This is a genomic window from Mesorhizobium sp. M0664, from assembly GCF_040320565.1.
GTDB lineage: Bacteria > Pseudomonadota > Alphaproteobacteria > Rhizobiales > Rhizobiaceae > Mesorhizobium.
On the sequence record NZ_JAMYPW010000018.1, the window covers coordinates 89603 to 108457 of the forward strand.

The window sequence follows — 18855 nt, forward strand, 5'->3', positions numbered from 1 at the left end:
CTCATAAAATTCGACTTAAACGCCAAGGCTAACAAGAGCTTACCGGTAAGGGGTTTCGAAAGAGGCTTAACGGACGGTCACCTGAGCAAGGATAATTAACCTAAAGATTTAGCCAACGATCCTGGCCGGAATTGCTATCGCCGGGGTTGCCGCTTCTGGATCCAGATCACCACGCGGAACACTATGTAGAGCAGCGCCACCGCAAGGTGCGAGGCGACGATCAGCGGCCGGTGGCCGAACAACTCGGGGAAGCCAGCATACATGACGCACTCGGTCACCGCGCAGATGAACCAGATCACCGGCCCCCAGGACGCCAGCATCCACAGGCCGGCGGCAGCGAACGGAAAAAACACCGCCAGCACCACCGCCGCCACTTGCCAGTGTACCGGCATCAGGTCGAAGCGCCACAACGGGCCGGGGTAAAAGCCGATCAGCCGGATCCAGTACAAGATGCCGAACAGCAGACAGTAGCCGGCGATGACGCGCTGGAACCAGGCGAAGATGACCTCGATCGTCGAGGGCTGCAGCACCACGCGTCTCGAGGCGACCTCGCTCACAGCTTCAGTTCCCGTTCGCCGAGCGATGCGAAATAGGCGTCGACGTTGGCGGCGCTGACGTCATCGATACCTGCCGGCCGCCATTGCGGCGTCGAGCCTTTATCGATGATGGCGGCGCGGATACCTTCATAGAAGTCGTGCCCGGCAAGCATGCGGTTGAGGATACGGAACTCCATTTTCATGCACTCGTCCATCGACAACGTCTGCCCGGCGCTAATCTGGCGCCATGCAACATGCAGGCTGGTCGGTGAACGTGTGCGGATGGTGGCCAGCGTCTTTGCCGCGAACTCGTCGGCAGCGGCTGCCCGCTCCAGACTGGCGACGATATCGGCCAGCGACGGCTGCGCGAAATGCCGGGCGATGGCTTCCAGCGTCGGCCTGTCGGTCTCGCGCCTGGCCGGGACGAAGCAGCCGCGCAGCACCGATTCCGGGTCGCCGCTTTCCGCCAGACGGTCGAGGAAGCCGGCCTGGTCCTCCGCCTTGATCGTATGGGTGGCGAGGCCCGAGCACAAAGCATCGCCATAGCGGATGCGGTTGCCGGTCAGCGCCAGATACATGCCGAAGCTGCCGCCGAGATCCGGCAACAGATGGCTGGCGCCGACATCCGGGAAAAAGCCGATGCCGACCTCGGGCATGGCAAACTGGGCGTTTTCGGTCAGCACTCGCTGCGAACCATGGAAGGAGATACCTACGCCGCCGCCCATGACGATGCCGTCGATCACCGCGACATAGGGTTTCTTGAAGCGGGCGATGCGGGCGTTCAGCCGGTATTCATCGGCGAAGAAATCGACCGGAGGCCTTCCTGCGCGGCCGGCTTCGTAGATGTGGAGGATGTCGCCGCCCGCCGAAAATGCCCTGCCCTCGGCCTTGACGACGACAACGTCGACGCCGTCGTCGCGCTCCCAACTGCGCAGCGCCTTGTCCAGCGCCTTGACCATGCGGTGGGTTACGGCATTGAGCGCCTGCGGCCGCGTCAGCGTGACGACGCCAGCCCTGCCCAATCTTTCGAAGCGAATCTCGTCGCCTCCGCCAAAATCCATCGCCAGAGAATCCCTCCCCGCGCCCGCCGGGAGTGAAGTGCTAAAGCGTGGCGCATGGCCGCGTCAATGGCGGCGGCCAATCCGCTGCATGGTCGTCGGCGTCACCCAGTGCTAATGCTGGCGCTTTGAACCGGAAGGTTGAACCATGCCTTGGTTGCCGCGCCTTGCTGTTATGGTGGTCGGCCTGATCGCTGCGAACACTCCTCCCGTATCGGCCGAAACCGTCGACGAGCTCTATCAATCGCAGACCATCGTCACCGGCCAGGGCGAGGTCAACAGGCAGATCGGCTTCAAGGCCTGCCTCGATGCGGTGCTGGTTCGTGTGTCCGGCGATCAGCGGCTGCCGAAGAGAACTGAGATGGCGGCGCTGCGCGACAAGGCCGGCAGCTTCGTTGCCGAATTCCGCTATCGCGACCGTCTCGAAGGCATTCCAATCCATGACGAACAAGGCACCCATGACCGGCCGCATGATCTCACTTGTCTGTACAGGCCTGACGTTATCGATCCGGTGCTTGCCGCGCTTGGCAGCAAACCATGGCTTGGCGAGCGGCCACGCCTGGCAATTTTCCTGGCGGCGGAGCAAGGCACAAGGCAGTTCATGCTGACCGCCGACGATGAGCGCGGGGCGGCGATGCGCGAATCCTTCGTCAATGCCACCGGTCCGCTGGTCATGCCGATTGTGTTTCCCGAAGCGTCACTGCTGTCGGCCTCGAAGCTTGACGACCAGGCCCTGCGCCATGCCGATATCACGACGCTGGACCAGCTTGCCAGGAAGGCCGGAGCCGACCAGGCGCTCGCCGGCAGTATCGTCTGGAGCGACAAGGAACTGGGCTGGATAGCCGACTGGCGGCTTGCCTTGAATGGCAAGAGCTACAATTGGCAAGTGCGCGGCGTCAGCTTCGACGAGGCATTCCGCGTCGCCATGCGGGGTGCTGCGCAGATCCTGTCGGGCAATGGCCAACCAGAATAGCGCCCGACAGGACCCTGGCACAATCGTGTCGCATTGGTCAGCAGCGGAAGCTCGTGGTAAAAGCCGCCCGATCCGGAGTTTTTGCGATGAACAAATTCACCCCTGCAAAGCCTGCCGGCGCGCGCAGCGTCGACGAGATCACCGGCAGCCGGCGTCTGCGGCGCATGCGCAAGGCCGATTGGTCGCGCCGCCTTGTCCAGGAGAACCGGCTCTCGGTCGACGATCTGATTTGGCCGATCTTCGTCGTCGACGGCAGACAACTGCGCGAACCGATCGCCGCCATGCCCGGCGTGTTCCGCCTGTCGCTCGACCTCGCCGTCAAGGAGGCTGAGCGCGCGGCCAAGCTTGGCATTCCGGCGATCGCCACTTTCCCCAATGTGGAGCTCGGCCTGCGCGATCAGACCGGTTCGCACATCCTCGATCCGGAAAACATCATCAACCGCGCCACCCGCGCCATCAAGCGGGCGGTGCCGGAGATCGGCATCATCACCGACGCGGCGCTTGACCCGTTCACCTCGCATGGCCATGACGGCATCTTGCGCGAGGGCATTATCGTCAATGATGAAACGGTGGAGCAAGTGACGGCGGCGGCCGTCATCCAGGCGGCGGCGGGGGCCGACATCATTGCCCCCTCGGACATGATGGACGGCCGGATCGGTGCCATCCGCGATGCGCTCGACGCCAATGGATTTCAGGATGTGGCGATCATGTCCTATGCGACCAAGTTCGCATCCGCTTTTTACGGCCCCTACCGTGAGGCGGTCGGCACCGCCGGCCTGCTCAAGGGCGACAAGAAGACCTATTATATCGATCACGCCAATTCCGACGAAGCGGTGCGCGAGGCCGAGCAGGATCTGGCCGAGGGCGCCGACATGCTGATGGTCAAGCCCGGCCTGCCCTATCTCGACATCATCCGCCGGCTGAAAGTCGAGTTGCAGATGCCGACCTTTGCCTATCAGGTCTCGGGCGAATATTCGATGATCAAGGCCGCCGCCGCCAATGGCTGGATCGACGGCGAAAAGGCGATGCTGGAATCGCTGCTCGCCTTCAAGCGCGCCGGCTGCGACGGCATCCTGACCTACTTCGCGCCGGAAGTGGCGGCGATGCTCAAGGGGTGATGCGCCTTTGTAGCGTCTACATCGAGTTGTGTTCGTTCGTCCAAAGCGCGACATGGAACGCCGCAGGACATCGCTTCAAGTTTACGCTGCCCCTCGTTGCCCTGCCGGGCATTTCTCCCTGTAAAGTGGCAGGGAGAAAGACGCGTTCGTAAAAGATTTCACCAATCTCCAGCGTTGCAAAAACATCGACGTTGCGGCCAGCCCCTTCTCCCCGTCACTATACAGGGAGAAGCTGCCGGCAGGCGGATGACGGGCGGCGCCGACATTGAGATTGGTTATTCCAATATGATTTGGAAGCGATTGCCCCGCCGGCGATTCAAAATACCGCTTGCAAAATGCAATCAGTTAAGCTACCCCAATAACTGCTTGCATCTCACAATTGGCTATCGAGGAGGCTCCCATGTCCAAGCTTCGCGTCAGCGCCTTCACCCTGTCGATCGACGGCTTCGGCGCCGGTCCCGACCAAGACCTGAAGAACCCGCTGGGTGTTGGCGGAGAAGCCCTGCACGAATGGATGTTCGGCACCCGCACCTTCCGCAAGATGGTCCTCGGCAAGGATGGCGGGACCACGGACACCGACGAGGCGTTCGCGGCACGCAGCTTCGAAAATGTCGGCGCATGGATCCTCGGCCGCAACATGTTTGGGCCGATCCGCGGCGAATGGCCGGATGACAGCTGGAAAGGCTGGTGGGGTGACAACCCACCCTACCACGTGCCGGTCTTCGTGCTCACGCACCATGCGCGTGATCCTATTGTCATGGAGGGCGGCACGACCTTCTATTTCGTGACCGACGGCATCCACCCAGCGCTGGAGAAGGCGAAGGCAGTGGCTGACGGTAAGGATATACGGCTGGGCGGCGGCGTTTCTACGATCCGGCAATATCTCAAGGAAAAGCTCATTGACGAAATGCATCTGGCGATCTCACCGGTCCTGCTAGGCGCCGGCGAGAGCCTTTTTGCCGGCATCGACATGCCCAAGCTCGGCTATCGCTGCAGCGAGCAGGTCGCGACGCCGAAGGCCACGCATGTCATCATCGAGCGCACCTAGCTTGTTGCAGGGTGCCGCCATGGAGCGGCGCCCTCCTCGCCGCTTTAGTCAGTACTTCTCCGGCACATACTGTTTGCGCGGCAGTACCTGGCGCTCGTATTCGGGATTGAAGACGCGCTCCGCAGTGTGATCTGCTCGTGCGGCACCTCCTCATAGGGCACCTGCTTGAGCAGATGGTCGATGCAGTTCAGCCGTGCCTGTTTCTTGTCGTTGCCCTCGACGATGAACCACGGGGCTTCCGGGATATTGGTGCGGGCGAACGTTTCTTCCTTGGCCTTGGTGTACTGCTCCTAGCGCACGCGCGACTGGAGGTCCATCGGCGACAGTTTCCATTGCTTCATTGGGTCATGGATGCGCATCAAAAAGCGCATCTGCTGCTCCTCGTCGGTGATCGAAAACCAGTATTTGACAAGCGTAATGCCCGAGCGGACCAGCATGCGTTCGAAATCCGGAACGTCGCGGAAGAACTCCTCGACCTGATCCCGGCTGGGCAAAGCCCATTACCCGCTCGACGCCGGAGCGGTTGTACCAGGAGCGGTCGAACAGCACGATCTCGCCGCCGGCCGGCAGATGCGGAACGTAGCGCTGGAAATACCATTGCGACTTCTCGCGCTCGGTCGGCGCCCCACTATTGCGCTGGCTGTGCGTTTCAATCCGCAAGATGTGATCGAGCTTGCCCTGCGGAACGGGCGACAAGCGGAACGAATTATCCTACAAATAGCCGGTTCATTGAGGGCTGTCGTCTGCAACGCCCTTTCCCGATAAATTGTGAGGATACGACATGGAATACCGCACTCTCGGCCGTTCCGGGCTGAAGGTTTCGACGCTGACCATGGGCACCATGACGTTCGGCGGCGGCGGCGCGTTTTCGGCGGTCGGCAAGACCGACCTCGACGAGGCGCGCCGGATGATCGACCTTTGCATCGATGCCGGCGTCAATGTCATCGACACCGCCAACGTCTATTCGAACGGCGTGTCGGAAGAGATCATCGGCGAGGCGCTCGGCGGCAAGCGCAAGGGCGACGTGCTGATCGCCTCCAAGGCGCGCATGCGGATCGGCAAAGGCCCCAATGATGAAGGCCTGTCGCGCTACCATCTGATCCGCGAATGCGAGAGGAGCCTGAAGCGGCTCAGGACGGATGTCATCGACATCTATTTCCTGCACGAGTGGGATGGCCTGACACCGCTTGAGGAAACCATCGCCGCGCTCGACACGCTGGTCGCGCAGGGCAAGGTCCGTTATGTCGGCTGCTCCAATTATTCCGGCTGGCAAGTGATGAAGGGGCTGGGGATCAGCGACCGTCATCACCAGCCGCGCTTCGTCACCCAGCAGATCCATTACACGTTGGAAGCGCGCGAGGCCGAGTATGAATTGTTACCGATCTCGGTCGACCAGGGGCTCGGCGTGCTGGTCTGGAGCCCGCTTGCCGGCGGGTTGCTGTCCGGCAAATACCACCGTGACCAGCCGACCGCCCGCCAGCTCAGCGGCTGGTCGGAACCGCCGATCCGCGACGAGGACCGGCTGTGGCGGATCGTCGACACGCTGATCGATATCGGCAATAATCACGGCGTGTCGGCGGCGCAGGTGGCGCTCGCCTGGCTGCTCGGCCGGCCCGCTGTCAGTTCGCTGGTGATCGGCGGACGAACCGAAGCCCATTTCAAAGACAATATCGCCGCTGCAAGCCTTGTGCTTGCCGATGAGGAGCGCACACGGCTCGATGTGGTCAGCAGGCCGCCCGTGCTCTATCCCTACTGGCACCAGCAATTCACGGCAAAGGACCGGTTCGGGCCGGCCGATCTCGTTCTCGACCGCGACGGCGCCTGAAAAGCCGGGCTCTCCGGACTGCGCCGAGATATGGAGCCCGATCGTGCCTTGCGGTGTTGTGTTTGCGGTCCAATGCTCCTAGGCAAAGGCCAAGCACAACGAAAGGAAACGATATGGCACGAGCACCGAACTACGGTCAGGAACGCAAGGAACGCGACCGGCAGAAGGCTGCCAAGAAGGCGGAAAAGCTGGCTGCCAAGGTCGCAGCCAAGGAGCGATCGAAGCCCGAGGGCGAGAGCGAGTCCCAAACCAAAACCGAAACGGCAGAGTGATGATATCCGGGCTGTCAGGCGGGCCGGGCCTCGGTCAAATCCCGCTATGCCTCAGGCAGGCGCCTTGTCGCTGACGAAGACGTTCACTTCACGAGCGGCGGCAATGAAGGCCCGTCTTGCGTTCATGGCCGGCTTGTCGCCGGCCAGCGCATCATGACAGGCTTGCAACGCTTCGCGGTGCTTGGGGCTGCGCTTGCCGGGCCAATTGTTGAGGAGGTAGTCGGAAGCCTCGCGGGCCGTACGCAAGAGCTGATTGCTTCCCGCCGCGCCCTTGACGGTCACGGGTGTGTCAAATCGGTTGTTTTCCATCGCCGCTCTTACGCCATCGGCATTTGCGAAGCGAGACCGAAAGTAGCATTCTTCGCTCATCTGCTCTTTTCGTGATCAATGGCAGCCGATCCTCACTCAAGCGACGACGGCAAATCCCCGGGCGCGCAGGCCGCGCCGGTCGTTGCGCAGCGAGGTCACCAGCCGGTCGCGGCTGCCGATGATATGGGCCGAAAGCAGGCGGGCGGCGCTATCGGCATCGCCGGCCCGCACCGCCGACAGAATGGCATGGTGTTCGGCCCAGGCACGGCCGAGCGCTGCCTCGTCGCGAACCTCGAGCCAGCGGGCGCGCGACAGGCGTGTCATCGCATCGCGAACCGCTCTGAACAGGAACTCGTTGCCGGATAGACGCGCCAACTCGATATGAAAATCCCTGCCGACGCGATGCCATTCCTCGCGCGGCGTCTTGTCGTCGCAAGAATCGAGCATCGCCTCGATGATTTCGACGGCACTTCTGTCCTGCAAGGTGCAAGTTAGTCTGAGTGCCGCGACCTCGACCGCCTCGCGATAGACGGCGATCTGCTCCAGCTCGGCAAGATTGATTGGCGAGACCGTCCAGCCGCGGCCGTCGCGGCAGATCAGGCCTTCGGTCTCGAGCCGCAGCAACGCAGCCCTGACCGGCGTGCGCGAGGCGCCGAAGCGGCTTTCGACCCAGCGCTCCGTCAGCCGCTCGCCGGGACCAATCTCGAGCCCGAGGATCATCTCGCGAAGCTGCTTTTCGACGTTCTGCATCTGCGACATTGGCGTTCCGTTCAGGTCATTCGTTCCGGCAATCGGGTCACTGGCCGGCGTTGGCCGATCACGCCGGCCTTTGTCGATCATGTTTGAGAGGCCCGCATTGACAGCGACGGGGCTTGCGTTCATGACAGATACCAGCTTGGTATCCCAAATAGGTATCCACAGCAAGTTTCATGCAAGCTGGCCGGACAGGACAGACATGCCGCAAGACGCCAACCGCGCCACGCACAACGTCCACTGGCGCCGCAATCTCGCCGGGTGTTTTGCCGGCTCGTTCACCACGCTTGTAGCGATGACGCTGCTGTTGCCCTTCCTGCCGCTTTACGTCGAGCAGCTGGGCGCAGAGGGCCATGCGGCGATCGTGCAGTGGTCGGGCGTCGCCTACGGCGCCACCTTCCTTGCCGCCGCGCTGGTCGCGCCCCTGTGGGGGCGGCTAGGCGACCTCTACGGCCGCAAACTGATGCTGGTGCGCGCCAGTTTCGGCATGGCGCTGTGCATGTCGCTGACCGGCATGGTGCAGACTGTCTGGCAATTGGTGCTCTTGCGCCTGCTGATCGGCTTTGCCGGCGGCTATTCTTCGGGCTCGACCATCCTGGTTGCCATGCAGACGCCGAAGGATCGCTCCGGCTGGGCGCTGGGCGTGCTGTCGGCCGGTATCACCGCCGGTGCCCTGGTCGGTCCGCTGCTTGGCGGCGCGCTGCCGCCGCTGATTGGCATCCGCGCCACATTCCTGCTCGCCGGCGGCGTCATTTTCCTGGCTTTTCTGGCAACCACCTTGCTGATCAAGGAGGCGCCTCGCCCGGTTGCCGCCAAGGCCGCGTCAGAAGAAAAAGTGAAAGACAGCTGGTCGCAGATTCCCGACAAGCGCCCCGTCGTCGCCATGCTCGCGACCGGCATGCTGTTGAGTTTCGCCACCATGTCGATCGAGCCGATCATCACCGTCTATGTCCAGCAGCTCATCGAAGACCAGAGCCAGGTCACGCTGGTCTCCGGCATCGTCATGTCCGCGGCAGCGCTCGGCGCCATCCTGTCGGCGTCGCGGCTCGGCAAGCTCGCGGACCGTATCGGCCACTGGAACGTCATCGTTGCCGCACTCGCCGTCTCGGCGCTGCTGCTGATCCCGCAGGCCTTCGTTACCCAGGGCTGGCAACTCGTCGTCCTGCGTTTCCTGATGGGCCTGGCGCTTGGCGGTCTTTTGCCCTGCATCACCAGCGTCATCCGCCACAATGTGCCCGACGGGGTCGGCGGCAATGTGCTGGGCTTGTCGATCTCGGCGCAATATGTCGGGCAGGTCGCCGGACCGTTGCTCGGCGGCTTTGCCGGCGGCCATTTCGGTATGCGCTCGGTGTTTCTCGGCACATCCATTCTGATGGCGGGCGGAGCGGCCTATAACTGGCTGGTCCAGTCGCGCCGCGAGCGCGACATGCTGGCGGAAGCCGGCAAATCCTGACACGGTTCGCAGCACTATCTCAGGCGGTCGCCAGGAATCACGGAGGCGTGGACATGAGCACGGATGAACACGCGGCAGGCGGCCGCATTCTGGTTTTTGCCGGCGGCCTATGCGGCGCGGCTGGCGTGGCGCTTTCGGCGGCGGCGGCGCATCTCGGCGGCGCTTTCTTCGGTACGGCCGCATCCTTCCTGCTCTTGCATGCGCCGGTCTTCCTTGCCGTCGGGCTGCTCGGTGGCAATAGCATCCTGCGAACCGGAAGCCTCATCCTTCTCGTCGGGCTTCTGCTGTTCTCGGGAGATCTTTTGGCCCGCGACTTCCTTGGCTCGCGGCTGTTCCCGATGTCGGCGCCGATCGGCGGCACGTTGCTCATCGGCGGCTGGCTGATGATGGCCGCCTCGGCGCTGGTGCGGCCGCGCCCTTGACGCGGCAGCCAGGTTCGCCGGTTCTGTCAGTCTTGGCGACGTTCGGGCCGGACTTGGCCGTCGCGTTTGGCCGTTTTGACCACACGCCGCCGCTCCGGCCGTTCGGTGGCCGGCGATATGCCCCAATAATTGCGATAGATGTCTTCGAACAGATGCTTGATCGGGTGCATGGCTTAATCTCCTTTTTGAATCGATCCAATCAGCGGGCACAAAAAATAGGCCGCCGATCAGCTCCGCTTGCGTCCTACGAGGAAACGCAGGTCGCGAATCCACGGACCGGTCCTGTCGCGCCCCTTGCGGGCCTCCGCGCTCGAGCGGATGCTCCAGTCGTTCCGGTAAATGTCCTCGAACAGATAATTGACGGGGTGCATGGCACTCTCCTCTTGTATCGATCCAATGTGCGGGCAAAACCGCTCTTGGATCGATTCAAGAATATGCGTCACAGCATAAATGTCAAGCAAAAATTTGAATCGATCCAAGGAAGATGTTAGGTAATCGGCACTACTGTCGGACAGGAGTCCTGGAGACGAACAAATGACATCACCCACCGAGGGCAGCAGGAGGCCCATCCGGCTGGCAGACATCGCCAAAGCCGCGGGCGTATCGCACGGCACTGCCTCCAATGCCTTCAGCCGTCCCGAAATCGTGCGCGAGGAAGTCCGCGAGCGGGTCAAGGCGGCGGCCGAGGCGCTGGGCTACGCCGGCCCGGATCCCAAGGGCCGGCTGCTGCGCGCCGGCAAGGTCAATGCAATCGGCGTCGCCACAACCGAGCCGCTGTCCTATTTCTTCGACGACCCGTTTGCCCGCGTGATGATGGCCGGCATCTCGGAAGCCTGCGACGCCACCGGCGCGGGGATAGCCCTCGTGTCGGCTGGCAACGAGGAAAAACTTGCCTGGAATATCCAGAGCGCCCTCGTGGACGGCTTCATCCTTTTCTGCATCGAGGGCGGTCCGCGTCTCGTTGAGCTGACGCGCGAACGAAAGCTCCCCTTCGTCGCGCTCGAGCTCGGCTCGCAGGACGAGACGGTCTCGGCGATCAGTATCGACAATGTTGCCGGCGGCCGGCTCGCGGCGCGCCATCTGGCGGAACTTGGACATCGCCGCTTCGCCGTGCTGTCGCTGGCCTTCGCCGACGACAGCACCGGTCTTGTCTCGCCCGAGCAGGTCCGGACCGCGGTCTATACCGGAACCCGTGACCGCCTCCTCGGCTATTTCGAAGAGCTTTCCCGGTTTGGTGTCGACACCGCCAAGGTGCCGGTCTACGAGACGGAAAACGATAAGGCGAGCACAAGGGCCGGTCTCGAAACCATCTTCGCCTCGGCGGAACCGCCGACCGCTATCCTGGCGATGTCGGACCGGATCGCGATGGTCGCGTTGGAATGGCTCAACGCACGGGGCATCGCGGTTCCCCGCGATGTTTCCGTCGTCGGCTTCGACGGCGTGCCTGAAGCCGCAACTTGCGAGCCTCCGCTCACCACCATCGCCCAGCCGATCGCCGAGATCGGCCGCCGGGCAGCGCGAAGAATCCTCGACTTCGACGGCACCGTGCGGCGAGAAACGCTCGACGTCGAACTTGTCGTCAGGGCATCGTCCGGACCGCCGCCAAGTACAGGCTGACTGGGGCAGATCGGCTCCAAATCTTACCTATTGGCCGCCATGGGACCGATGCCAAAGGATGGACGGACAGGCGGCGCCTCGTTGCGGACCGGCTTGCCCTTGCCGGACCAGCCGATGGCGGACAGCCACTCCAGATAGAAGGCGAGCGCGAACTGCATGGCGATGCCGGCGGCGAGCAGCAGACTGTCATAGGCAATGCCGCCCGGGTTGATCAGCTTCATCACCTGCGCCGCCATGGCAATCACCGTGCCGGCAATGAAAACCGGCAGCGAGCGTTTGCCCAATATGGCGAGCGGATTGTCGCGGCCGGTGCGGAACAGGTTCGAGACGAAAGGCAAGGCGACGACCAGATAGCTCATCGCCAGGATGTGCAGCAGCCGCGGCAACGACAGGAACGTCTTGTCGAAACCGGTCAGCACCACCGGCAGGTCAAGCCATGACACATGCCCCCACAGCGGGCTGTGCACCCAGACGAGCGCCGTCAGCACATAAGCGGACGCCGCGCCGACCAGCCAACGATTGACCGGGATGGTGCCGCCGCGCCGCACATGCAACACGCTGGCCATGCCGATATTGAACAGCAATTGCCATGACAGCGGATTGAGGAACCAGAAACCGGGCTCCGGGTAGTTCGGCGGCGCGATCTGGTAGATACCGGCAATCAGCCAAAGGGCTGCGGATACTGCGAGCGCCGCCAGTGGCCGGTAGCTGATGAACAGCAGGAAGACCGGCGCCATCAACAGCAGCGCCGCATAGACCGGCAGTATGTTGTTGTAACCGAGCTGATGGCCGAGCGTGACGATGCCGACCAGGACTTGTGGCGGGTTCCTGACGAGCGGCTCGATGTTGATCAGCGTCAGAAGATCCGGCCGTTTCGCAAACACCGCCGCCGCGCAGAAGATAGCCATGACCACCATCGTCGTGACGATGTGGGTGACATAGAGCACACCGGCGCGGCGCCACATTTTCAGTGTTGCAATCAGCCGGTTTCCCGGCTGGAACTTAGTGCCGTAGGCGAGAGCGACTGACATGCCGGAGATCAGCACGAAGGCCTCGGCCGCATCTGAAAACCCGAAATTCTTGTAGGTCAGGGTTTCGAACACGGTGCCCGGCACGTGGTCGACGAATATGGTCAGGAGGGCGAGAGCCCGGAACACATCAATACGCGTATCGCGTTCCGGCGAAACTGGCATGGTCATCGATAAAAGGCCTTAAAGCTGGTTGTTCATGCCCGGCATGCGATCCCTCGGGCGATCACCCGGCGCACACTGCTTCGATCCCCCCGCGGGGATTATATCGGCAAAGAAACGGACTGAAATGCGCCCGGTTCAATCAACTTTCGCGGAGCTTGAAAATATTTTGTTTTGAAGCCGGCAAATTAACGAAAGTAACGCGAAATCAAGAGGATGTGACCATGGCCGAGGAGAGCCTCGAAGACGGTATTCTGCAGGAGAATTCAGGCTTTTTCTACCGGCTCCATCGACCCGCCAACTTACCCGGTGACTGGCTGTTCCTGTTGCATGGATCGGGTGTCGACGAGACGACCTTGCTGCCGCTTGGTCGGCAAATCGCGCCGCATGCGGCGCTGGTTGCGGTCCGTGGCCGCATCCCTCAGGAGGACGGGTTCCGTTGGTTCACGCGAATCACCCCGACGCGATTCGAGCAGGCAAGCATCCGCGCGGAGGCGGAGGCATTCGCGGCCTTCGTCGCCGGCGTCGCGAAGCGCCACAGCCTCGATCTCCGCCACGCGACCTTTCTCGGCTATTCGAACGGCGCCAATTTGGTCTCAAGCGTCATGCTGCTGCATCCGGGCTTCATCGAGCGCGCTGCATTGCTGCGTCCGATGCCGGTGCTCGACGAGGTGCCGCCGGCCGACCTGTCGAAGGCGCGGACTCTGATCGTCGCCGGCGCCGCCGACCTGACCTACGCGCCATTCGCGCCGGTGCTGGCCGCTCTACTGAGCTCGCATGGCGCCAAGGTCGAAACCCACACCATTGCCTCCGGCCATGAAATCGGCGATCCGGACGCCGACATCGTCGGGCAATGGCTGGCGGACCCTGCGGTCGCCGTTGCAGCGTCGGATCGATGAGCCCCGAAGCTACCCTCGCCCCATGCGGTTCCAGGCGTCCAGCCCGGCGATCTTGTAGGCTTCCGCCAGCGTCGGGTAGTTGAAGGTGTTGTTGACGAAGAAGTCGACTGTGCCGCCGAGATTGATGACCGCCTGGCCGATGTGGATGAGTTCGGTCGCGCCCTCGCCGACAATATGGGCGCCGAGCAGACGGCGTGTTTCGATCGAGAACAGAAGCTTCAGGAAACCGGTGTTGACACCCATGATGTGGCCGCGCGATGTCTCGCGGAACCGCGCCACGCCGACCTCGTAGGCGGCACCGCTCTCGCGCACCTGCTCCTCGGATTGCCCGACGGTGGAGATTTCCGGCACGGCGTAGATGCCGTAGGGAAAGGTTTCGGGCGGCGGCGGCAAGGGCACGCCGAAGGCATGGCAGGCGGCCACCCTGCCCTGCTCCATCGAGGTCGATGCCAGGCTCGGAAAGCCGATGACATCGCCGGCGGCATAGATGTTGGGCGCGCTGGTCTGGAAGGTCTGCGGATCGACCTTGATGCGGCCTCGCGAATCAGCCTCGATGCCGACGGCGTCGAGCCCCAAATTGCCGACATTGCCGGTGCGTCCCGCGGCATAAAGCACGATCTCGGAACGTATGGTGCGGCCGTCGGCCAGCGTCACCTCAGCATAGTCGGGTTTCGAGGCGATCTCCTTGACGGCACTGCCCAATCGGATGGTCATGCCGCGGTCGCGCATCTGATGGATGAAGTCGTCGACGATCTCGCGGTCGACGAAATCCAATATCGTGTTGCGCGGCTCGACCAATGTCACCGGAACGTCGAGTGCCGAAAAGATTGTCGCATATTCGACGCCGATGACGCCGGCGCCGATCACCGTCAGCGTGCGCGGTAGCCGATCGAGCTCCAGCATCTCGTCGCTGTCGAAGATCCGTGTCTTGTCGAACGGCACGTCGCGCGGCCGGTGCGGCCGGGTGCCGACCGCGATCAGCGCATGGGCGAAGCCAACCTCGCTGTAGTCGCCGGTGTCGGTGGTCAGGCTGACCTTGTTGGGGCTCAGGAATTTTACCGCGGCGCGCGCACTCTTGACCGTGTTGCGCATGAACTGGTGCTGCAGCACCTCGACCTCATGGTCGAGCGTCTTGTGCAGGCGCTCGACCAGATCGCCGACCGAAATGTCCTGCTTGACGCGGTAGCCGCGTCCATAAAAGCCGCGCTCGCGCCAGCCGGAGAGGTTGAGCACCGTCTCGCGCAACGTCTTCGACGGTATAGTGCCGGTATGCACCGAAACGCCGCCGAGACGCCGGCCCCTGTCGACCACCAGCACTGACTTGCCGAGCTTGGCCGACTGCACCGCGGCGCGGCGCCCGGATGGGCCGCTGCCGATGACCAGCATGTCGTAGTCCATGTCGCCCCGTCCCCTCGGCTCGGCGCGCTTTGTGCGCCGCAGCAAACTAACGCTATCCGCGCCGTGAATTCAACAAGTCAGACGGCCCCAGGCGCTCTGTCGCCATCTACACGGCGGCGAAAGGCTCGATCTTGATTCCGCCGCGAACCTTCACCATTTCATCAATACGCGGCCCGTGCATTAACCCGGGTTCGATTACGAGGAAATGACATGAACGCTCGCGTTCTCGACGGCGAAATCATCACCAGCAGGCTCGAAGATGTCCGCTCTTATGAGGGCGTGCGCACGCGGCGCATTCTCGCTTTCGTCATCGACTATTTCATCGTCGCGCTGCTCACCATTCCATTCGCGATCCTGGTGTTCCTGTTCGGGCTGTTGACGCTCGGCCTCGGCTGGATGCTGTTTTCCATTCTCGTGCCGACCGTCGCCATCCTCTACATCTGGAACACGCTCGGCAGTAAAGACCAGGCCACCACCGGCATGAAGATGATGGGCATCCGGCTCGACCGACTCGACGGCAGCCGCATCGACGGGCTGACCGCCGTCGTGCATTCGGTGCTGTTTTGGGCCGGTAATGTCATCCTTTCGCCGCTGGTCCTGCTGGTGAGCCTGTTTTCCGACCGCAAGCGCACGCTGCACGACCTGCTGCTCGGCACCGTTGTCAGCCGCAGTGGCCGCTGAGCAGACTTTTGAAGCGCGGCCGCAGCCTTTGCGCACAAATGTGAAGACGTCCAATCAACCAGGCTTTCACAATCCTGTTGAATTTTTCGGCGTCCGCGCCAAAGGTAGAGCGATTCGCAGGAGTATTTCCAAGGCTCGATGACGCAGCACCCGACCCAGTCGCCGCAGTTCTTTCTGACCGCGCCCTCGCCATGTCCCTATCTCGAGGGCCAGTTCGAGCGCAAGGTGTTCACACACTTGGTCGGCGACAAGGCCCCCGAGATGAACGATCTGTTGACGCAGGGCGGTTTCAGGCGCTCGCAGAACATCGCCTACAGGCCGGCCTGCGAGACCTGCCGCGCCTGTGTGTCCGTGCGCATCCTGGCGCAGGAATTCACCGCCAGCCGCAACATGAAACGGGTCATACAGCATAATTCGGATCTGGTCGGCGCCATGCACGACGCCGAACCCTCCACCGAACAGTATTCGCTGTTCCGCAGCTATCTCGACGTCCGCCACCGCCGTGGCGGCATGTCTGACATGACCGTGCTCGACTACGCCATGATGGTCGAGGATACCCATGTCGACACCAAGGTCATCGAATACCGTCGCCGCGGACCTGACAGCTTCATTACCGGCAAGGGCCAGGGCGAACTGATCGCCGTGGCGCTTACCGACAAGATGGCCGATGGCCTGTCGATGGTCTATTCCTACTTCAACCCGGACTTCGAGGACCGTTCGCTCGGCACCTTCATGATCCTCGATCACATCGCCCGCGCCAGGGCGATGGGCCTGCCCCATGTCTACCTGGGTTACTGGGTCAACGGCTCGCGCAAGATGAATTATAAGATGCGCTTCCAGCCGCAGGAGCATCTCGGCCCGAAAGGCTGGGAACGCTACAATCACGAAGCGGTTTCGCGCTGATCTTCGCTTTCGGTATTCACTCTTAAATTGTTTCGAGGAGGATGCCGCTGGGCTTCCGGCCGATCGGCTGGGAAACCGGGCGGGTCAATTTTGCGCCTCCAAGCCTACGCGAGAATTGCCGCATGTCTTCCCACAACGACCAGAGAGGCCTTCTGATCACCGCCATCGGCGGGCTGACGCTGACCGTCGACATTCCGCTGATCCGGCTCGCCGACGGCGAGGCGTGGACGATCCTGCTGTTGCGCACCGGCACGACCTTCGTCGCCACGCTTATCATCTGGGCCGCCTGGCGATCGCTGAGCGCAAAGGCACCGCAGCTTGTACCGGGCTGGTCAGGGCTCATCGTTGCCGGCCTCTACGGGCTCGGCTCGATCGCCTTCATCACCGGTGTCTACAATACCTCGACAGCCAACCTCGTTTTCATCCTGGCGTTCACAACCATGTTCGCGGCCCTTTTGTCATGGCTGTTCCTGAAGGAGAGGCCACGGCCCCTGACGCTTGCAGCGCTGGCACTTATGATCGTCGGCGTGACGATCATTGTCGGCGATTCCGTTGGAACCGGACATCTCTTCGGCGACCTGATGGCGCTATGCTCGGCTTTCATGATCGCCGCGGCCATCACCATCTCGCGCGCCAGCGGCAAGGATATGGGTTTCACGGCGCTGATCGGAGTGGTCCTGCCGCTGGCCGTCGCCACCCTGATGGTTTCCAAGGTGGGTTTTCACGTCAACGCGCCATGGTGGATCGTCTTCAACGGTGCCGTCATCATGCCGATCTCGTTCTTCTGCCTCGCCAACGGCCCGAAATACATCTCCGGGCCGGAGGTGGCGATGTTCTACCTGCTTGAAACCGTGCTGGCGCCGGTCTGGGTGTGGATGATCTTCGCCGAAACACCGACGCGCAACAGCCTGATCGGCGGCGCGATCCTCATCATGACCTTGATCGGCCATTCGCTCTGGCAGTTGCACGACGGGCGCAAGCGCCGCGCCACGTTCGCCGTCAGTCACCCGGCCTGATTCTTTTTCGCGGCGGCGCGTTCGGCAACAATTTCAATCTGCGGCGGTGCATCTTCCTGCTCCGCCGGTTCGGCGGCAGCGAGTTCATCGGTCAGTTCCACCTCGCGCAGCCATTCGCGCCAGATTGCGACCAGCAGGGCCATCAGCACCGGGCCGATGAACAGGCCGAGAAAACCCATTGTCTTGACGCCGCCGATCAGGCCGAAAAAGGTTGGCAGGAAGGGCAGCTTTATCGGCCCGCCGACCAGCTTCGGGCGCAATGTCTTGTCGACGATGAAGAGTTCGACCGCGCCCCAGACGAACAGCGCCAGCCCCGCCATCGGCGAGCCGCTGGCGGCGAGATAGATCGAGACCAGCGTGAACGACAGCGGCGCGCCGCCGGGGATAAGCGCCATGATGCCGGTCAGCGCGCCGAGCGTCACCGGCGACGGTACGCCGGCCAACCAGTAAGCGATGCCCAGCACCAGTCCTTCGCCGATGGCGATAACGGTCATACCGGTAACCGTCGACGAGATCGTCGCCGGCACCACGCGTGAGATCCGTTCCCATCGGGCCGGCAGGATGCGTTCGCCGAGGCGATCGACCTGCCCGGCGAAATGCTCGCCGTCGCGATAGGCAAAGAACAATGCGATCATCATGAACAGCAGCGTCAGCAAAAGTCCGAAGGCGCTGCCGCCGGCGGCAAGCGCGCCGCGATAGATGCTGCCGATATTGGCGCCGCTGATCAGCTGGATCAGTTCGCCGATACCGCCTGGATGGCCAACGTTGACCGTCCACTGTTCATTGAGCCATTCGCCTACTACAGGCAGCGTGGCGATCCAGTGCGGCGTCGGCGCGCCGTAGCGGTTGGTCTCGATAGCCCAGCCGACCCATTCGCGCACCTCGTTGATGGCGTAGGTGCCGGCAAGCGCGATCGGCACCACCAGGAAGGTCAGGATGAACAGGATCGCAAGCGTAGCGGCAATCGTGCGGTTGCCGCCGACGCCGGCGAGCAGCCGCCGATAGAGCGGCCAACTGGCGAAAGCGATAACCAGGGCGGCAAGGACCGGGAAAAGGAACCCGTGGAAGAAATAGACGCCAGCGGCGACGATCAGCACCAGGAGCCAGCGCGCTGCCGACAGCGGCGGAATGACAGCGGCCCTGAGCGGCGTCGACAGGCCAAACAGGCGCTGCTGCCGCTCCGGCTTCTGGATCCTGACTTCCTTCAAGCGCCCAATTCTCCCTAGCCCATCGCATCGCTTATGCACTGATATAGTGCAGCAATCGTGACGACATTCCAAATGTTCGGGTGGCGCTGCTAATCTCCCCCCTGTTTGGACCGGAGACATCGCGAACAGGTGTGCGAGGACATCGCGAACAGTGCTCCATGCTATCTCTCGACGAG

At 62.6% G+C, this 18855-nt stretch carries 21 protein-coding genes and 1 pseudogene; 12 read left to right on the top strand and 10 right to left on the bottom strand.

Annotated features, from left to right (window positions below; all coding sequences use genetic code 11):
* Positions 1 to 134: 134 nt before the first annotated feature.
* Positions 135 to 557: a DUF6163 family protein gene (locus NKI39_RS18030; RefSeq protein WP_023674485.1), complete on the bottom strand. Its 423-nt coding sequence runs from the start codon at positions 555 to 557 to the stop codon at positions 135 to 137.
* Positions 554 to 1597 carry an enoyl-CoA hydratase/isomerase family protein gene (locus NKI39_RS18035; RefSeq protein WP_352542403.1) on the bottom strand — a complete coding sequence of 348 codons (1044 nt, stop codon included), beginning with the start codon at positions 1595 to 1597 and terminating at the stop codon, positions 554 to 556. Before NKI39_RS18035 ends, NKI39_RS18030 begins: the two co-directional genes overlap by 4 nt.
* Positions 1598 to 1742: 145 nt before the next feature.
* On the opposite strand from NKI39_RS18035, the gene NKI39_RS18040 reads away from it, so the two are divergent.
* The 3 genes from NKI39_RS18040 (at position 1743) to NKI39_RS18050 (ending at position 4733) form a co-directional block, all read left to right on the top strand.
* Positions 1743 to 2567 (top strand): DUF8605 domain-containing protein, encoded by an 825-nt coding sequence (locus NKI39_RS18040; protein WP_352833346.1) that lies wholly within the window; start codon positions 1743 to 1745, stop codon positions 2565 to 2567.
* A gap of 86 nt (positions 2568 to 2653) precedes the next feature.
* Positions 2654 to 3685, top strand: a complete 1032-nt coding sequence (gene hemB / locus NKI39_RS18045) for a porphobilinogen synthase (protein WP_352833349.1) — start codon at positions 2654 to 2656, stop codon at positions 3683 to 3685.
* Between the two features lie 400 nt (positions 3686 to 4085).
* Positions 4086 to 4733 carry a dihydrofolate reductase family protein gene (locus NKI39_RS18050; RefSeq protein ID WP_352833352.1) on the top strand — a complete coding sequence of 216 codons (648 nt, stop codon included), beginning with the start codon at positions 4086 to 4088 and terminating at the stop codon, positions 4731 to 4733.
* A gap of 48 nt (positions 4734 to 4781) precedes the next feature.
* Here NKI39_RS18050 and NKI39_RS18055 read toward each other — a convergent pair.
* A pseudogene (locus tag NKI39_RS18055) lies at positions 4782 to 5357 on the bottom strand (polyphosphate kinase 2 family protein); the annotation flags it as partial.
* A gap of 157 nt (positions 5358 to 5514) precedes the next feature.
* Here NKI39_RS18055 and NKI39_RS18060 point away from each other — a divergent pair.
* Together NKI39_RS18060 and NKI39_RS18065 are read left to right on the top strand one after the other, a co-directional pair.
* Complete coding sequence (locus NKI39_RS18060; protein ID WP_352472022.1) at positions 5515 to 6558, top strand: aldo/keto reductase; 1044 nt, start codon at positions 5515 to 5517, stop codon at positions 6556 to 6558.
* 113 nt (positions 6559 to 6671) lie between these two features.
* A complete protein-coding gene (locus tag NKI39_RS18065; protein WP_352833354.1) occupies positions 6672 to 6830 on the top strand; it encodes a hypothetical protein in 159 nt (52 codons plus the stop codon).
* A gap of 51 nt (positions 6831 to 6881) precedes the next feature.
* Here the strand turns inward: NKI39_RS18065 and NKI39_RS18070 are convergent, their stop codons facing one another.
* Together NKI39_RS18070 and NKI39_RS18075 are read right to left on the bottom strand one after the other, a co-directional pair.
* Complete coding sequence (locus NKI39_RS18070; RefSeq protein WP_023674477.1) at positions 6882 to 7139, bottom strand: DUF982 domain-containing protein; 258 nt, start codon at positions 7137 to 7139, stop codon at positions 6882 to 6884.
* Between the two features lie 96 nt (positions 7140 to 7235).
* Positions 7236 to 7898, bottom strand: a complete 663-nt coding sequence (locus NKI39_RS18075) for a GntR family transcriptional regulator (protein WP_023674476.1) — start codon at positions 7896 to 7898, stop codon at positions 7236 to 7238.
* A gap of 196 nt (positions 7899 to 8094) precedes the next feature.
* On the opposite strand from NKI39_RS18075, the gene NKI39_RS18080 reads away from it, so the two are divergent.
* Entirely contained in the window at positions 8095 to 9345 is a 1251-nt protein-coding gene (locus tag NKI39_RS18080; RefSeq protein WP_352833357.1) for a multidrug efflux MFS transporter, read from the top strand.
* Positions 9346 to 9398: 53 nt separating this feature from the next.
* A complete protein-coding gene (locus NKI39_RS18085) occupies positions 9399 to 9767 on the top strand; it encodes a DUF423 domain-containing protein (RefSeq protein WP_352833360.1) in 369 nt (122 codons plus the stop codon).
* A 26-nt stretch (positions 9768 to 9793) separates the two neighbouring features.
* Here NKI39_RS18085 and NKI39_RS18090 read toward each other — a convergent pair whose 3' ends face one another.
* Together NKI39_RS18090 and NKI39_RS18095 are read right to left on the bottom strand one after the other, a co-directional pair.
* Positions 9794 to 9937, bottom strand: a complete 144-nt coding sequence (locus NKI39_RS18090; RefSeq protein WP_352472029.1) for a hypothetical protein — start codon at positions 9935 to 9937, stop codon at positions 9794 to 9796.
* Between the two features lie 57 nt (positions 9938 to 9994).
* Positions 9995 to 10138 carry a hypothetical protein gene (locus NKI39_RS18095; protein ID WP_352472030.1) on the bottom strand — a complete coding sequence of 48 codons (144 nt, stop codon included), beginning with the start codon at positions 10136 to 10138 and terminating at the stop codon, positions 9995 to 9997.
* Positions 10139 to 10301: 163 nt separating this feature from the next.
* Here NKI39_RS18095 and NKI39_RS18100 point away from each other — a divergent pair, with 163 nt between their 5' ends.
* Complete coding sequence (locus NKI39_RS18100) at positions 10302 to 11384, top strand: LacI family DNA-binding transcriptional regulator (RefSeq protein WP_352833362.1); 1083 nt, start codon at positions 10302 to 10304, stop codon at positions 11382 to 11384.
* 23 nt (positions 11385 to 11407) lie between these two features.
* On the opposite strand, the gene NKI39_RS18105 is transcribed toward NKI39_RS18100, so the two are convergent.
* Positions 11408 to 12583 (bottom strand): OpgC family protein, encoded by a 1176-nt coding sequence (locus NKI39_RS18105; RefSeq protein WP_352833365.1) that lies wholly within the window; start codon positions 12581 to 12583, stop codon positions 11408 to 11410.
* Positions 12584 to 12798: 215 nt separating this feature from the next.
* On the opposite strand from NKI39_RS18105, the gene NKI39_RS18110 reads away from it, so the two are divergent.
* Entirely contained in the window at positions 12799 to 13473 is a 675-nt protein-coding gene (locus NKI39_RS18110) for an alpha/beta hydrolase (protein WP_352833368.1), read from the top strand.
* 9 nt (positions 13474 to 13482) lie between these two features.
* Here the strand turns inward: NKI39_RS18110 and sthA are convergent, their stop codons facing one another.
* Positions 13483 to 14871 (bottom strand): Si-specific NAD(P)(+) transhydrogenase, encoded by a 1389-nt coding sequence (sthA, locus tag NKI39_RS18115; protein ID WP_352833371.1) that lies wholly within the window; start codon positions 14869 to 14871, stop codon positions 13483 to 13485.
* Between the two features lie 210 nt (positions 14872 to 15081).
* Here sthA and NKI39_RS18120 point away from each other — a divergent pair, with 210 nt between their 5' ends.
* The 3 genes from NKI39_RS18120 (at position 15082) to NKI39_RS18130 (ending at position 17471) form a co-directional block, all read left to right on the top strand.
* On the top strand, positions 15082 to 15552 hold the full coding sequence (locus NKI39_RS18120) for an RDD family protein (protein ID WP_352472034.1): 471 nt from the start codon (positions 15082 to 15084) through the stop codon (positions 15550 to 15552).
* 138 nt (positions 15553 to 15690) lie between these two features.
* Positions 15691 to 16455 carry an arginyltransferase gene (locus NKI39_RS18125; protein ID WP_352472035.1) on the top strand — a complete coding sequence of 255 codons (765 nt, stop codon included), beginning with the start codon at positions 15691 to 15693 and terminating at the stop codon, positions 16453 to 16455.
* A 122-nt stretch (positions 16456 to 16577) separates the two neighbouring features.
* The gene (locus tag NKI39_RS18130; RefSeq protein WP_352833374.1) at positions 16578 to 17471 is read left to right on the top strand and encodes a DMT family transporter; all 894 of its coding nucleotides are present in this window, start codon (positions 16578 to 16580) and stop codon (positions 17469 to 17471) included.
* On the opposite strand, the gene NKI39_RS18135 is transcribed toward NKI39_RS18130, so the two are convergent.
* Positions 17459 to 18679 (bottom strand): AI-2E family transporter, encoded by a 1221-nt coding sequence (locus NKI39_RS18135; protein WP_352472037.1) that lies wholly within the window; start codon positions 18677 to 18679, stop codon positions 17459 to 17461. The genes NKI39_RS18130 and NKI39_RS18135 overlap by 13 nt on opposite strands.
* Positions 18680 to 18855: the final 176 nt, after the last annotated feature.